This window comes from Orbus sasakiae (assembly GCF_039542345.1).
GTDB classification, from domain to species: Bacteria; Pseudomonadota; Gammaproteobacteria; order Enterobacterales; family Orbaceae; genus Orbus; species Orbus sasakiae.
In genome coordinates this window covers 149,177-165,454 of sequence record NZ_BAABHY010000005.1, presented here as the reverse complement: position 1 = coordinate 165,454, position 16,278 = coordinate 149,177, and the positions used below count along the sequence as shown (strand labels likewise).

Here is a 16,278-nt window from a genome sequence, read left to right as displayed (position 1 = left end):
TAGAGTGATATGGTATGGGGTGATGATGCACTTGCATCGTTGAGAATATTGAAAAAATAAAGGCATACGTGATGCCTTTAATCGATGTTAGTTACAAATAGCGGTTAACCTAAAATGGCCAATAATTCTTTTGTGACAGCAGGAACAGGCTGTGTACCGTCAATTTTAAAGTATTTTGTATGACCTGATTTTGCATCATTTTGGTAATAGTTAATTAACGGTTTGGTTAATTGATGGTATTCCACTAAACGCTTACTGACGATTTCTGCAGAGTCATCTTTACGAATTGTTAATTCTTCACCTGTAATATCATCAAGTCCTTCCGTTTTTGGTGGATTATATTTTAGGTGATAAACACGCCCAGAACCGGCATGCACACGGCGGCCGCTCATACGATCGATAATGACGTCATCTGGTACATCAAATTCAAGAACATAATCAACATTAATGCCTGCGGCTTTCATTGCATCAGCTTGTGGCACAGTACGTGGAAAACCATCAAGTAAAAAGCCATTTTTACAATCTTCTTGTGCTATACGTTCTTTCACAAGCGCAATGACCAGTTCATCGGTAACCAATTTACCCGCATCCATTAATTCTTTTGCTTGTAAACCCAGTTTTGTCCTTGCTTTTACGGCTGCTCTTAGCATATCTCCGGTTGAAATCTGCGGAATGCTATATTGTTGCATGATAAATTGAGCCTGTGTGCCTTTACCTGCTCCAGGTGCACCTAATAAGATAATTCGCATTTGAAGATAACCTCTTTCGTTTTTTAATGTGTTTCGCTTTAATGACTTTGCTGATAATGAAAAATAATTTTACTGCTTGAGACCAAACCATCTGTTCGACATAAATAGTTTATTGCACCGCAGCCTTTTATTTCGGACAAGGGTGCACCACAAGTTGGACATCGATAGCTTTCATCATAACCTTGCTGACACGTTGGGCAATAATAATGCCCTAGGCGTTGTTTTTGCATGGTGTGATGGCATTTAGGACAAATGCCTTCACCCTGCGTAACGTCAGCTTCGCGTGCCATTTTAACGGCGACCTCGAACATGCTTTAATAATCGGCGGCGTTTACGTTGTTGTGACGCCGTTAATGTATTCTTTTTCCCTTCAAATGGGTTATTACCCTCTTTGAATTGAATCCGAATTGGTGTCCCCATGATCTTAAGCGATCGTCTGAAATAATTCATGAGATAGCGCTTATAAGAGTCTGGTAAATCTGTCACCTGATTACCATGGATCACAACGATCGGTGGATTATAGCCACCAGCATGTGCATATTTTAATTTAACGCGTCGACCTTGCACCAATGGTGGTTGATGATCGTCTTGCGCCATTTGCATAATTTTAGTTAATAATGCCGTGTTAACGCGGCGCGTTGCACAGGCATAGGCTTCTTGAATTGAATCAAACAGATTACCCACACCACTACCATGCAGTGCCGATATAAAGTGTAAACGGGCAAAATCAATAAAATCGAGACGTTCATCAAGCGTTGCTTTGATTTGTTCTTTGACATCTAATGATAAGCCATCCCATTTATTTACTGCGATGACCAATGAACGACCACTATTAATAATAAAGCCTAGCAATGATAAATCTTGATCGGATACACCTTCACGAGCATCAATGACTAAAATAACAACATTCGCATCTTCGATGGCTTGCAACGTTTTGATCACTGAAAACTTTTCAACGGCTTCACTAATTTTACCGCGTTTTCTGACCCCGGCGGTATCGATTAGGATGTACTCCCTTTCATCACGCGTCATTGGAATATAGATACTATCACGGGTTGTGCCTGGCATATCATAGACAACGACACGTTCTTCACCTAAGATGCGGTTAGTTAAGGTTGATTTACCTACATTTGGGCGACCAACAATCGCAACTTTAATCGGTTGGTTAATTAGCGCTTCGGTATCATCAAGAACGGAGTCATCGTAAGATTCAGGAAGGTCATGACGATCATCATCTTCATCATTAAATACTTTCGGGTCTTCAAATTCAAAAATCGGGTCGAGCACGGTTTCAATTAACGCGGTGACACCACGACCATGACTTGCTGCGATAGGATAAACATCCCCTAAACCGAGCTCATAAAACTCATTGATGACTACTTCAGCGTCAAGTCCATCTGTTTTATTGACAACCATAAACGTTGGTTTTTCACGGCTACGCAAGTGCTTCGCAATCGCATGATCAGCGGGCATAACCCCTGCTCTTGCATCAACCATAAATAAAACGATATCGGCCTCTTCAATGGCTTGCAAAGATTGGCCAGCCATAAAGCCTTCAATGCCTTCTTCACTACCATCAATACCACCCGTATCGATAACGATATATTCGTGGCCTTTTATTTCAGCGCGGCCATATTTACGGTCACGCGTTAATCCCGGAAAATCAGCAACAAGTGCATCACGGGTTTTTGTTAATCTATTAAATAATGTTGATTTACCCACATTTGGGCGACCAACTAATGCAATGACAGGTATCATGTCAGTTCTCTTTTTTAAGACAAGTTAAAATTATCGTGGCCCGTAGCTATAGACGTTGCCATTTTTAGCTTGAATAATGATTTTGTTATCAACCACAATCGGTTTACTTGCAAGACCGCTGCTGCTGACTTGAGTTTTAGTCACAACATCACCAGTATTGATATCAATTAAATACAGGAACCCTTCATAGTCGCCAACAACAACATATTCTTGGTAAACAACAGGATCCGTTAGTTGTCTGTGAAGTAAATCAGATTGTTTCCAAATTACCGCACCGCCGTTTTTAGATAATCCATATAAATTGTCATCTTGATCTACCGCAAAAATACGGTTTTGATTAATAGCGATACTGTGTGTTGAGCTGAGTGTTTTTTTCCAAACCGTTTGACCATTACTTAAGTCTAATGCCACAATATTGCCATTATAACCGATCGCATAGACTAGGCCTTGTTCAATTACCGGCGTAGTATCAACATCGTTAAGTTTAGCAATTTCTGTGGAACCACTTGGTTGTGAAATACGTTGTTGCCAAATTAATTGCCCGTCTTGAGCAAAATAAGCGTTCACATGGCCACTGTCATCACCTAAAATAATGGCACCATAAGCAACGGTTGGTGTTGATTGACCACGTAACGTTAACGGTGGGACTTCCATGTTCATATCCCAAATATCATTACCGGTATCTTGCTCAAGCGCTTGTAGATAACCATTCGCCGTATGCACAATGACTTTACTTTCTGTTGAAACCGGTTTAGCTAGTACTTCGCCTTTTACATCTTTTTTCCAGACAATGGCACCGCTGCTTTTATCTAATGTATAAAGTGTCGCGCGTTCACTACCTAAATAGACATACTTATCATCCGCATTGACACCACCAGATAATAAGGCAGACTGACTACGGAAAAGAGAACTATTTGAAACATCAACATTCCACAGTGTTTTACCTGTAGCAAGGTCGATAGCTTTAACTTGCCCACCACGTCCTGCAGCGTAAACCACATTGTCATAGACGGTTGGTGATAGTAACGAGTAAATTTTAGTATTACCCGATAAACTATTATTCCATAATTCGTTAAGTGGGAATGTCGTTTGAGTAACCGGAGATGGTGCAACTTCAATGGTATCAACTTCACCACCGAATAGTGAGCAACCGGTTGTCATTGATGCCATTGAAGCAACCAATGCACTTGCTAAAAAATATTTACGCAAATTCATGTTTTTGTTCCTACAAATTGCTTAGATTAAGCTGATTATGTATCACTACTGAGCGTTATCGAGTAGCCTTTTTGGCGGTTCGTAAAACGATACCGCCGCGAGTATTTTTTTAGCTATTATTCTGTTCTTGTTGAACTTTTAAGTATTCAGCTTGGTTAAGTTTCATTTTAAGATTGACATCAAGTTCAGGTGTTGGACTTGACGCTAACGCAACTTGATAGGCATCACAAGCTTCAGCATATTTTTTCATTTTCACTAAAACATCACCACGAATATCATTGACCGATGCAGCCCAACTTTGATCGGTTACTTTGGCTAATGAGGCTAAGCTATCGTCATATTTTTCAAGTTGATACTGTAATCTTGCAATACGAATGTTAATAATCGCTTGCACAGGTTCTGCATCAGTCTTTTTGATGGCATCTGCTAGCAGCGTTTCAGCGCCTGTATAGTCTTTACGCACCTCAACATAAAATTGTGCAGCTTTTAAGTTTGCAAATACACTGTAAATATTATTGTTATCTTTGGCAAAAGTCACTAACTGATCAACGGATGCTGGATCGGCTGGGTTTAATTTTGATATGAGTAATTCATATTGATCCGATGCATCGACCATTTTACCGCTTTGATGAGATTGCCAATAGCGCCATCCCCATACGGCAAGTAAACCGATAACAATAACTGCAACAATAATCTTCCATGTTTTAGCAAGAAACTCTTTAATTTCTTGAACTTGTTCTTCACTATCAGAATGACTCACGTTATTCTCCCTTCTCCAGTATTTCTAAACATTGTTGTGCAACATGATGTTGATCTACCGCGTATTGATTACCGGTTTGTAGCTCTTTAATCATGGCTTTATTTTCTAATGCTTCATTTCCACCGACAATGACTGCGATTTTGGCGCCGTATTTGTCCGCTTTACTAAATTGTTTTTTAAAGTTGGTATTACCATAGTTAGTCATAATACGTCTATTTGGCATGGCATCACGAATTTGCTCTGCAAGTCGCTGTGCTATTGCCGTGGTATGTTGACCATTGACTAATTCGCCAGATGATATCATATATATATCAATGTTATTATCACTTTTCAATTCGGTATTAACCGTTTGAATGAGTAGAACAAGGCGCTCAGCACCGATGGCAAAACCGACGCCAGGTGTTGATTGTCCGCCTAATTGACTGACTAAACCATCATAACGACCACCACCACATACGGTGCCTTGTGCACCAAGACTGTTAGTGACCCATTCAAATACGGTGCGATTATAGTAATCAAGGCCACGGACTAAACGTTGGTTAATGGTATATTCAATGCCTGCACTATCTAATAATTGGCATAAACCGGCAAAATGTGCTTTTGAATCGGCATCAAGGTAATCACTTAATTTTGGTGCATGATTCAAAATAGTTTGTAATGCTGGATTTTTAGAATCAAGCACGCGTAGTGGATTGCTGTACATACGACGTTTACAATCTTCATCAAGTGCATCTTTATGCAGTTCAAGATAAGCAACTAAAGCTTGTTTATAATCGGCTCTTGCTTCAAGCGAACCAATACTATTGAGCTCTAATGATGTATGCTCTGCAATGCCCAATGCTTTCCATAGGCGAGCTGTTAATAAAATCAGTTCTGCATCGATATCAGGACCTTCTAAACCAAATACTTCTACACCAAACTGATGAAATTGTCGGTAGCGACCTTTTTGTGGTTTTTCGTAACGAAACGCGGGTCCAAAATACCATAGACGTTGTTCTTGGTTATATAAAAGCCCATGTTCGATACCTGCGCGAACACACCCGGCGGTAAGTTCAGGTCGTAATGTGATGCTTTCATCGTTACGATCGTTAAAGGTATACATCTCTTTTTCAACGATGTCTGTCACTTCACCAACTGCGCGTTTAAATAACCCTGTATCTTCAACGATTGGCGTGCGAATTTCATTATAACCATAGCTATTTAGTACCGTTTTAACGGTTTTTTCTACTTGCTGCCATAATGCACTTTCTGTTGGAAGTAAGTCATTCATGCCGCGAATAGATTGTATTTTTTTCTCTGCCATTTTATTTTTCACTAATTGAATTTAATTATTCTGTTTTTATCTCAATTCGGTTCGCCATTATTTGGGCTTTAGAACGAATTTTAGCTTCTAATTCATCGATCATTTGATCGTTATCGATTCTACCGATTCGAATACCATCTTCATAAAAACCACTTTTATTATGGCCGCCAGCTATCCCCATGGTTGAGGCCAATGCTTCACCGGGCCCGTTAACCACGCAACCAATAATTGACACATCCATTGGTGTAATAATATCTTCAAGCCTGCGTTCCAACTCATTAACCGTATTAATGACATCAAATTCTTGTCTTGAGCAGGTAGGGCAAGCGATAAAGTTAATACCACGAGCACGGATACGTAATGATTTTAAAATATCAAAACCGACTTTTACTTCTTCGGTTGGATCTGCGGCTAATGAGACTCGAAGTGTATCACCAATACCTTCCGCCAGTAGCATTCCTAAACCAATAGCTGATTTGACTGAGCCGCTACGTGCTCCGCCAGCTTCAGTAATACCTAAATGCAAAGGTTGTTTAATTTGTTTAGCAAGGTGTCGATAGGCTTCAACGGCGGTAAACACATCAGACGCTTTTACACTGACTTTGAATTGGTCAAAGTTAAGTTTATCAAGAATATCAACATGACGTAGGGCGGATTCCACAATCGCTTGTGGCGTCGGTTCACCGTATTTTTCTTGAATGTCTTTTTCCAATGAACCCGAGTTTACCCCAATACGAATTGGAATATTTTTATCACGGGCACAGTCAACAACACTACGAATGCGGCTTTCATTACCAATATTACCTGGATTGATACGTAAACAATCAACGCCATATTCAGCCACTTTTAACGCAATACGGTAGTCAAAGTGAATGTCCGCAATTAACGGCACTTTTGCCTGTTGCTTGATTAATTTGAAGGCTTCTGCGGCCTCCATCGTTGGCACAGAAACACGTACAATATCAACACCCACTCGTTCAAGACTTTGGATTTGAGCCACCGTCTTTTCGACATCAGTGGTACGTGTGTTGGTCATTGATTGCACGGCAATAGGCGCACCAGCACCTATTGGCACATTACCAACATAAATTCGGGTGGATTCTCGTCGTTTAATTGGCGAATCCGCATGACTCATATAGGAACCTAAGTAATAAAAAATAGTTTGCTGCTAATCTTAGCAAGATTTGTTAAAAATGTCTGTAAGGAATCGGAAAAATAAGTCGTCAAACAATCGCGCGAAAAGGGAAGATGGCTGAAATTATTGGCATTTTTACACTATAATTATAGGTTACAACAATAATTTAACGAAAAAACCATAAAATGCTTAACATTTTAAGAGGTTAAGCAAATTGAATTATCTGGTATAACCATAGACATATCTGTAAACCATGCTGATTTTCATCAGCATGATTGACTGAGTTTAACCATTATTGGCAGTTGGTGGGGAAATATAGTGAGTGACTTCAACTAATTCACTTTTATTGTCTCTCCAAACCAGAAAAGCCGTTACCCCAATAATCATCAAAATAATTAATAAACTCACTGTTAACAGGCGCTTACTGTGCCGTTTAGTTTGTTCTTTGTTTGAATAATTTTTCATTATTTGAGTTGAAGGTTTTTTCATTTGTGAATCTAAAAAAGGCTGATATTCACTAACAGGTAAACCCACAATAGTGGCATAGTTTTTAATATAGCCTTTTAAAAACACGGGCGGTACATTAATCACTTTGTCATTTTCAATGTCTTCTATAATACTGGTACGAACATGAATCCGGCTAGCCACTTCTCTTTCCGTTAAACCAAGTCCCTGCCGTAAGGTAGCTAACTTTTTACCTAATGAAACAATGTTTTCTTTTTGTTTGATTGTTTCGTCCGTCATTAGCGCCTCCTAATGATAGTAATATTGAGTAGAGATAGGTAAATCAAATTTTTACTTATCAGCGTAATTAGTCAATTTTTTTTGCTTTAAACCACTGGCTCGGATTTGCAATTTCATCTTGAGCTGCCACGAGTTGTAATTCATATTTATCTCGTTTGAGGGTTTCAAGCATCACCGCATAAACTGCCGATGTCGTGTGTTCAAATGCTTCAACCAGTGATTTGCCTTTTAAAATATTGGCAATCAATAAGCCACTGGTCATATCACCAACACCAACGGGTTGGCGAACCCCAAAATCCACTAATGGGCGGTGAATATGCCAAGCTTCATCTTTGGTGACTAATAACATTTCAAAACGATCATTTTGATAACCGGCCCGGCTTAAGTGTTTTACTAACACTACTTTAGGCCCACGTTTACAAATTTCACGGCAAGCAAGAATCGCTTCATCAACATTATTAATGCGTTGTTTGCCATTGAGTTCTTCAAGTTCTAAAATATTGGGGGATAGCATGTCACTGATTGGTAAAGCAGTATTACATAAAAACTCTGCAACACCAGGTGCAACAAAACAGCCTTTTTCTGGGTGACCCATCACCGGATCACAAATATAGATGGCGTTAGGGTTAACCGCTTTCACCTTTTTGACGATATCGATAATGGCATTACCTTGTTCCGGTGACCCCATATAACCACTCAGTACCGCATCGCAATTTTTTAACTCATCAATGGCACTAATTCCGTCGGCAATTTCGACTAAATGTGATGCAGGCATGACGGTTCCCGTCCATTGGCGGTACTGGGTGTGATTAGAGAATTGTACCGTATTAAGCGGCCAGACATTAACCCCTAAACGGCGCATTGGAAACTCAGCAGCACTATTACCTGCATGACCAAAAACAACGTGTGATTGGATTGAGAGTATATTTTTCATTTTGTTTCCTGTCGCAATATCAAATAATCAATATTACTTCCAAATTAATAAACAGTAGTACTTTTTACCACGACGTAATAATGAGTAACGTTGGTATAATCGATCGGCATCACTGAATTTATAATCAGCAGCAGATTGCTTCTCACCATTAATTGAAATCGCATTTGATTCGATCATGGTTCGAGCTTGACCACGTGATGGTGCAAGTCCGGCATTGACTAAGGCTTGTTGTAAATCAGCATCAGCCTCTAATGCAACTGTTGGCATACCATCTTGTTCAAGCTGCTCAAAGTCTTCTTGTGATAATGATTTTAATGAACCTGAAAATAGGCTTTCAGTAATACGTTTGGCTGCCGTTAGGCCTTCTTCACCATGTACCAATTTAGTGACTTGTTCCGCAAGCACATACTGTGCACGAGGCGCTACGCCGCTATTTTTATCTTCTTGTTCAATGGCATTGATTTCATCAAGTGACATAAAGGTGAAGAATTTAAGGAAACGGTATACATCGGCATCAGCGGTATTGATCCAGAATTGGTAGAATTTGTAAGGGCTGGTTTTCTTCGGATCAAGCCAAATTGCCCCACTTTCTGTTTTACCAAATTTAGTCCCATCTGATTTAGTAATGAGTGGAACCGTTAAGCCAAATACTTGTTTTTGATGTAAACGACGGGTTAAATCAATCCCAGATGTGATATTACCCCATTGGTCTGATCCACCAATTTGTAGTGTCACTTGATGTGCTTTATTTAAGCTTGCAAAATCATAAGATTGTAATAAGTTATAGGAGAACTCAGTAAACGAAATACCGACATCATCGCGATCAATTCGTTGTTTAACCGCTTCTTTGCTAATCATGGCATTGACTGAGAAATATTTACCAATATCACGTAAAAAGGTCAGGACACTCATACCGCCAAACCAATCATAGTTGTTGACGACGATAGCTGAGTTATCACCACAATCGAAGTTTAAAAAAGGTGAAACTTGTTTTTTGATTTTATTTACCCAATCTTGCACGGTATCTTGGGTATTAAGTTTACGCTCAACGGCTTTGAAGCTTGGATCGCCAATCAATCCGGTTGCACCACCGACTAAAGCAACGGGGCGATGACCTTCGAGTTGAAAACGTTTTAAACAAAGTAGTGGGACAAGATGACCTAAATGTAAACTGTCGGCAGTGGGATCAAAACCACAATAAAGCGTGATTTGACCTTGTGCTAAATGCTCGCTTAACGCATTTTCATCAGTAATTTGCGCAATAAGGCCTCTTTCCTGAAGCTGTTTGATCACATTTGTTGACATAAAATCTTACCTTACTTTTTATTCTAAACTGGTTATGTTTTAAATTGGCTTGAAGCGCAAGTTTAAAACACTGTTATTTTGGTTTTTTATGGCCATATTTTGCGGTATTAATAGCCAAATCCCTTGATTTATCAGGGCTGTATTGACGAATTATCAACAATACCTTGCCATTCATTCATCAATACCTAATCGGGTTGCGCAAGATGATCTCAGCACATATCCCTAAAAAATGTGTTGAGTATACCTTATTCCACTTGCTATGTCTGTGTTTGTTATGTTAATTACTTGTAATTTTATGTTTTATTGTGATAGAGCTTATAAGCTGTATCGTAGTGTTCAATAATTTCTGCCGTGGGTTTTTTACCCAAAAGACTGACAAGTACTATCGCAATCGATGAAAACACAAAGCCAGGTATCAGTGAATACAGGTTAAACCACGCAAACTGAATCCACACTAATACCGTAATCGCACCGACTAGCATACCGGCAAGTGCACCATTGCGGGTCATCCTTTGCCAGAAGACTGAAAAAATAATAATTGGTCCAAAGGCGGCACCAAAACCAGCCCACGCGTGGCTCACTAAATCCAGTACGCTATTGTCGGGATTTAAGGCCAGTAAAATAGCGATAATCGCGACTAAAAGTACCATCGCTCGGCCAACCCATACTAACTCTTTTTGTTTTGCTTTTGGTCTAAAAAAGGCTCGATAGAAATCTTCGGTTATTGCGCTTGAGCAAACTAATAACTGGCAGCTTAAAGTACTCATGACTGCGGCTAAAATAGCCGCGAGTAATATGCCAGCAACCCAAGGGTTAAAAAGTAATTTTGATAACTCAATAAAAATGCGTTCATGTTTGCCGTCATTGACCAAATAAGCATATTCAGGGTGACTGGCAAAGTAAGCAATACCAAAAAAGCCCACGGTGATTGCGCCGGCTAAACACAGCACCATCCACGTCATACTGATACGGCGCGCATTTTTCATCACGTCGTGAGAACCTGCCGCCATAAAACGTGCCAAAATATGCGGTTGACCAAAGTAACCCAGTCCCCAGCCTAATAACGAAATGATTGCAATCATATCCATACCAGCAAAGAGGTCAAGGTTAGCGGGATTTAGTGCTTCAATTGACGCCAGTGAATCACTAAAACTCCCACAAGAAATGATCACCATAATTGGCGTGAGTATTAAAGCAAACATCATCAAACTGGCTTGTACCGTATCGGTCCAGCTTACGGCTAAAAAACCACCAACAAAGGTATAAATAATGGTTGCTCCTGCACCAGCAAGCATTGCAAGGCCGTAACTTAACCCAAATGTACTTTGGAACAGTTTTGCGCCAGCAACGACACCCGATGCACAATAAATGGTGAAAAAGACTAGGATAATAACGGCTGAAATGAGTCTTAATAATGAACTTTTATCATTAAAACGACGTGAAAAGTAATCCGGTAAGGTTAATGCATTGTGATTCACTTCGGTAAAGACACGTAAACGACCGGCAATCAATAACCAGTTTAAGTAAGCACCTATCGTTAACCCAATTGCTATCCAACTTTGTGAAATACCAAATAAAAATACAGCACCAGGTAGGCCCATTAAAAGCCAGCCGCTCATGTCGGATGCACCGGCAGATAAGGCGGTGACAAAACTCCCAATTTTACGGCCGCCTAGGATATAATCGCCAAAATTCTTGGTTGCTCGAAAGGCAAAAAAACCAATTGCTATCATGCCAATAATATAGACAGCAAAAGTAATCATCATCGGTAAAGACATAATCTATTCTGTTGTTATAATAATTAGCCAGCAAGCTTATCATATAATTTGTTAAAGCCCAAAATAACCACAAAAATTGCGTCTAGTTGGTTATTCAACAACCTAATTTGCATCACTTAGGCGGATTGTGCACTGATTTAATGCATAATCGATAACCTTTATTAAAAAATCATGACGATTTGTATGCGACTGATCTCACCTTCTTGCTCATATTTTGCAGGGCTTTTCAACATTGCGTTTTTAGCTAATACCTTCACGACCCTAAGCTAGGGTGTATCTAGGTAATTGGGTGATAACGTATTTAAAACATTATCATCATCGTTTTCTTATCATCACAATAATCGCTGCCTATTTTGTCATACTATCAATGCCACTTTACGTTAACATTTAAACCATCATGGCTTAAAGGCTAAGCGATGCGGCATCGGTGTATTTAAAGAGATTTAATTTGTGTCAAATTTGATACGAAATAGTGTAAACTTGACATTGAGTAATAGCATAATAATAATGATTCTCATTTTCATTATTTAACAGGAGGAAGTATGCGAAAAATATTGGCTTTTGTTTTATCAGGATGTTTAGCGAGCCTAGTGTTACAGACAGTATCAGCACATGGTGTTTGGATTGCCAATCGGTTGGATCAAAAGCAGATCGTACTGGGTGAAGGTCCGTTGGATAATGGTTACCAAGCTTATCATGTCCAGCAAGTGAATGCTTACAATAAAAATTGGGCAGCGGTGCCAATCACTCAAAAACTGCATAGTAATTATGTGACCGTTGAACCCGCAGATAATGCCGCGGTGGTAACGGTAATCTTCGACTACGGGTATTGGTCGAAAAACACTCAAGGCAAGTATGTGAATTTACCGATGAATCAAGTTGAAAAATCAACTAAAGGTACGCACGCTATCAAATACAGTGTTAACTATTTATCGGCGGTTAACAGTACAAAATTGATTGATAATGTGCCGCTACAAATTGTGCCTCAGCTTGACCCAACACAATTAAAACGCGGTGACGCCTTACCTATCGTCGTGTATAAAGGTGGTGAACCATTATCTCACGTACCAGTGATTACTGATGTTGTTGGCAATTTGGATTTAACCATTATGACGGACGAGCAAGGGCGAGCAACCATTATTATTCCTAATCAGGGTCTGAATGTCCTAGGTGTTGAAATCGGTTTCCCTCTTGAAAATAGCCCTCTTGCCACACAAGAAAAATTCTTTACCACACTCACATTTACCCTCATGCCTGAAGATGATTAATTCATTTTCAAGCACTTAATATCCATATAGGAGAACGCGATAATGCGTTCTCTCAAATCATTTTTAGCGTAATGGCATTGTTGACTTTATCACTTTAATATCGGTTTTATTCGTTGTTTTTGTTATGTGATTTGTTAACCACAAGTGGTGATGAGCTGGGCATTGTGGGCCTAAATAGATATTGTCAATATATGGTTCAATCGTTGCATATTCAATAAACAAGCTATTGGCTGACTGATAATGTTGAGGGGCTTGGATCTTATCATCAGCAATGTGCGTTGTATAAATTATACGGCACTCATCTTCATCTTCAAAAGCAGCATGCTTAATTAAGCAAGAAATTGGCATTAATGCTAGTGTTATCAATTGTTGTAGATTAGTTAATTTTTTCAATCTAACATCTTCCAGTAATTGACCAACCGTTTCCTTTATCTTATTCAATTTCGTTCGAATGATATCAATTTTTTCGTTTTCGTCTAAGGCATTAATATAATCATTCCACTCTTGTTCAATTTCTTCTGATTTTTTATCATCTCCTTCAAATTCAAGGTAAAACGAGTATTTATTGCGTTTAGCCAAAGCAATATATTCACTTTTCGGATCAAAATACAGGCACCGAAAAAGCGGTAATGAGTGTGAGCCTTCTGCTTTGTCATTATTATCATCTGCTAAATTTGCTTTAGTTGGCATTGGTATGTATGCATCATTTAATCGATTAATGCCATCTGGATTAATACTGCGTTTAGCTTCTTGGCAAAAAAAGCGTTGATTAAATGCGATACTTATACCAGAACCCAAAATATCGCCCTCATTGCCGTATAACCGGAACTGATTTAACGAGTTATGGTTAAATGTAAAACTGGCTAAAAAAGTTTTAATGTCATTCATTGAATTGTATGGAATGTTTAACCAATTTGTTAGGATTTGGTTCTCCGATGGATCATTCATAAAATCGACCACGTTTAAACGAAAATGACTTGGTTTAGAACTCTCTTGTCCTTTTAACAAATCAAATAACACTCTCGGTTTTGTATAATGAGCTACTCGCCTTTCGGGCTGTTTTTTTGTTTTGCCGCTATTTAAGTTAAACGTGATTAGCAATTGCTGTTGAATATCATCGGCTAATATTCTGATTTTACTTATATTATATGTTTTATTAAAAATACTGTTATTCCTATCTTCTTTATCCTTAAAAAATGTTCTGATTTTATTAAAAATACTGTTATTTCTATCTTCTTTATCCTTAAAAATTGAATGATTATTATTCTTGATTATATCTGACATCACCCGTGACCAAATATATAAGGTAAAATCTATATTACTAGGATTGTATTCAACGTTATCGTAATATTGTTTTGCATTATTAAAATCCTTTTTTTTATAATAAATTTCACCTAAATGGCATTGAGCTGCTGCATATTCTTTGGATGAATCATCTTTTAAGACGTTAGCAAAGTGTTTTATAGCATTATTAAAATCCTTTTTTTTATAATAAATTTCACCTAAATTACATTGAGCCATTGCATAATCTTTAGATGAATCATTTTTTAAGACGTTGACATAGTGTTTTATAGCATTATCAAACTCTTTTTTCCCATATTGATAGAGCAGGCCTAAATTGGTTTGTGCATGAACATAAGCTTTGGGTGAATCATCTTTTAAGACGTTAGCATAATGTTTTATAGCATTATCAAGCTCTTTTTTCCCATATTGATAGAGCAGGCCTAAATTGGTTTGTGCATGAGCATAAGCTTTGAATGAATCATCTTTTAAGACGTTAGCATAGTGTTTTATAGCATTATCAAGCTCTTTTTTCTCATTTTGATAGAGCAGGCCTAATTTGAATTGAGCTTCAGCATATTTTTCTTTATCATCTGCATATGAAATTTGTAACAATGTCTCAATTTTTTGATCGATTTCATTATCCTGCATCATTCCTATCCCTTTTATTTATTTAATTATTTATTTACTATAACATGGTTTAATGTATTGATGAACAAGACAAAATAAATTGCTAACTTCATAATTTAATGATGATTCTATGTGCGAATATTAAGTAGGGTGTTAGCAATTGGTTAAAGATCACAATAGTTGCTATAATAGCGTCGATAATTAATTCGTTTTAAAGAATCATTGTGAAGCAAAAAACACGTATAGAAATATTACAACGGCTACAAGCACATATTAAAGATCCGACGACAGAGCTGGTTTATCATTCGCCATTTGAGTTGTTAATTGCGGTCTTGCTGTCCGCGCAAGCGACTGATGTGAGTGTGAATAAAGCAACCAAACCGCTGTTTGCTATTGCCAATACGCCAGAGACGATCTTAGCACTTGGCCTTGATACACTAAAAGGCTACATAAAAACAATTGGGCTTTATAATAGTAAAGCTGCAAATATTATGAAGACCTGTCAAATATTAATCACTGAGCACGCGAGTGAAGTACCTGAAGATTTTAATCATTTGGTTGCTTTGCCGGGAGTCGGTCGTAAAACGGCTAATGTGGTGTTAAATACAGCTTTTGGTTGGCCAACGATTGCGGTTGATACCCATATTTTTAGGGTCTGTAATCGAACCGGATTTGCGCCAGGTAAAAATGTCGAAGTGGTGGAAGATAAATTGCTTAAAGTGGTGCCGGATGAATATAAAATTGACTGTCATCATTGGTTTATTTTACATGGCCGCTATACCTGCATTGCCAGAAAACCACGTTGTGGTGCTTGTGTGATTGAAGATCTGTGTGAATTTAAAGATAAAGTCTATCCAGAGTAACGATATGTCAGAGAAATTTAACCTCAGCGAAGAAGAAATCGCGCTATTTAAACAATCCATTGGTAAGGCTAAAAAGATTAAGCAAGACACCGTTGTGCATAAACCAAAGGTGTTGAACAAAACGATCATTAACGCCAAAAAGGTTCAGCAAGATAATACCCACAGTGAATTTTACTTTTCTGATGATTTTCAGCCGTTATTGCAAGAAGACCCGATCCGTTACCTGCGTGAAGACGGCGATGCCAATGAATTAAAAAAATTAAGGCGCGGTTATTATCAACCCGAATTTTTTTTGGATCTGCATGGTTTAACCCAGCTTGAAGCTAAAAAAGAGATCGCAGCAATTATTGCTGCTTGTTTACGTGAGCGTGCTCCTTGCGCTTGCATTATGTATGGCCACGGTAAAAATATTTTAAAAAAACAGACACCAATGTGGCTTGCGCAGCATCCAGATATTCTTTGCTTCCATCAAGCTCCGAAAGAGTTTGGTGGCAGTGCTGCGCTGTTAGTATTATTTGATTTAGAAAAAAATGTGGATGAGTTTTTTAAGTAAAA

General features: G+C 38.4%; 15 protein-coding genes. 3 read left to right on the top strand and 12 right to left on the bottom strand.

Annotated features, from left to right (window positions below; genetic code table 11):
• Positions 1–104: 104 nt before the first annotated feature.
• The 11 genes from adk to putP all read right to left on the bottom strand — a co-directional run bounded on the left by adk (position 105) and on the right by putP (position 11,681).
• Positions 105–749, bottom strand: a complete 645-nt coding sequence (gene adk / locus ABEA36_RS09930) for an adenylate kinase (RefSeq protein ID WP_345491671.1) — start codon at positions 747–749, stop codon at positions 105–107.
• A 38-nt stretch (positions 750–787) separates the two neighbouring features.
• A complete protein-coding gene (locus ABEA36_RS09925) occupies positions 788–1,039 on the bottom strand; it encodes a YfgJ family double zinc ribbon protein (protein WP_345491669.1) in 252 nt (83 codons plus the stop codon).
• 1 nt (position 1,040) lies between these two features.
• Positions 1,041–2,507 carry a ribosome biogenesis GTPase Der gene (der, locus tag ABEA36_RS09920; protein WP_345491666.1) on the bottom strand — a complete coding sequence of 489 codons (1,467 nt, stop codon included), beginning with the start codon at positions 2,505–2,507 and terminating at the stop codon, positions 1,041–1,043.
• Positions 2,508–2,537: 30 nt separating this feature from the next.
• Positions 2,538–3,722 carry an outer membrane protein assembly factor BamB gene (gene bamB / locus ABEA36_RS09915; protein WP_345491664.1) on the bottom strand — a complete coding sequence of 395 codons (1,185 nt, stop codon included), beginning with the start codon at positions 3,720–3,722 and terminating at the stop codon, positions 2,538–2,540.
• A gap of 109 nt (positions 3,723–3,831) precedes the next feature.
• The gene (locus ABEA36_RS09910) at positions 3,832–4,482 is read right to left on the bottom strand and encodes a YfgM family protein (protein WP_345491662.1); all 651 of its coding nucleotides are present in this window, start codon (positions 4,480–4,482) and stop codon (positions 3,832–3,834) included.
• A gap of 1 nt (position 4,483) precedes the next feature.
• Entirely contained in the window at positions 4,484–5,785 is a 1,302-nt protein-coding gene (hisS, locus tag ABEA36_RS09905; RefSeq protein ID WP_345491660.1) for a histidine--tRNA ligase, read from the bottom strand.
• A 25-nt stretch (positions 5,786–5,810) separates the two neighbouring features.
• Positions 5,811–6,920, bottom strand: coding sequence for a flavodoxin-dependent (E)-4-hydroxy-3-methylbut-2-enyl-diphosphate synthase (ispG, locus tag ABEA36_RS09900; RefSeq protein WP_345491658.1), 1,110 nt, complete (start codon positions 6,918–6,920; stop codon positions 5,811–5,813).
• A 285-nt stretch (positions 6,921–7,205) separates the two neighbouring features.
• Positions 7,206–7,664, bottom strand: a complete 459-nt coding sequence (locus ABEA36_RS09895) for a helix-turn-helix domain-containing protein (RefSeq protein WP_345491656.1) — start codon at positions 7,662–7,664, stop codon at positions 7,206–7,208.
• A 67-nt stretch (positions 7,665–7,731) separates the two neighbouring features.
• The gene (gene pdxY, locus ABEA36_RS09890) at positions 7,732–8,598 is read right to left on the bottom strand and encodes a pyridoxal kinase PdxY (RefSeq protein ID WP_345491654.1); all 867 of its coding nucleotides are present in this window, start codon (positions 8,596–8,598) and stop codon (positions 7,732–7,734) included.
• A 33-nt stretch (positions 8,599–8,631) separates the two neighbouring features.
• Entirely contained in the window at positions 8,632–9,903 is a 1,272-nt protein-coding gene (gene tyrS / locus ABEA36_RS09885) for a tyrosine--tRNA ligase (protein WP_345491652.1), read from the bottom strand.
• Positions 9,904–10,196: 293 nt separating this feature from the next.
• The gene (gene putP, locus ABEA36_RS09880) at positions 10,197–11,681 is read right to left on the bottom strand and encodes a sodium/proline symporter PutP (RefSeq protein WP_345491650.1); all 1,485 of its coding nucleotides are present in this window, start codon (positions 11,679–11,681) and stop codon (positions 10,197–10,199) included.
• A gap of 542 nt (positions 11,682–12,223) precedes the next feature.
• Between putP and ABEA36_RS09875 the strand changes: the two genes are divergently transcribed.
• Positions 12,224–12,949, top strand: coding sequence for a DUF4198 domain-containing protein (locus ABEA36_RS09875; RefSeq protein ID WP_345491648.1), 726 nt, complete (start codon positions 12,224–12,226; stop codon positions 12,947–12,949).
• A gap of 63 nt (positions 12,950–13,012) precedes the next feature.
• On the opposite strand, the gene ABEA36_RS09870 is transcribed toward ABEA36_RS09875, so the two are convergent.
• Positions 13,013–14,884 (bottom strand): tetratricopeptide repeat protein, encoded by a 1,872-nt coding sequence (locus tag ABEA36_RS09870; RefSeq protein ID WP_345491645.1) that lies wholly within the window; start codon positions 14,882–14,884, stop codon positions 13,013–13,015.
• Positions 14,885–15,084: 200 nt separating this feature from the next.
• Here ABEA36_RS09870 and nth point away from each other — a divergent pair, with 200 nt between their 5' ends.
• Both nth and smrB read left to right on the top strand, forming a co-directional pair.
• Positions 15,085–15,723 (top strand): endonuclease III, encoded by a 639-nt coding sequence (gene nth, locus ABEA36_RS09865; protein ID WP_345491643.1) that lies wholly within the window; start codon positions 15,085–15,087, stop codon positions 15,721–15,723.
• A 4-nt stretch (positions 15,724–15,727) separates the two neighbouring features.
• On the top strand, positions 15,728–16,276 hold the full coding sequence (gene smrB / locus ABEA36_RS09860) for an endonuclease SmrB (RefSeq protein WP_345491641.1): 549 nt from the start codon (positions 15,728–15,730) through the stop codon (positions 16,274–16,276).
• Positions 16,277–16,278: the final 2 nt, after the last annotated feature.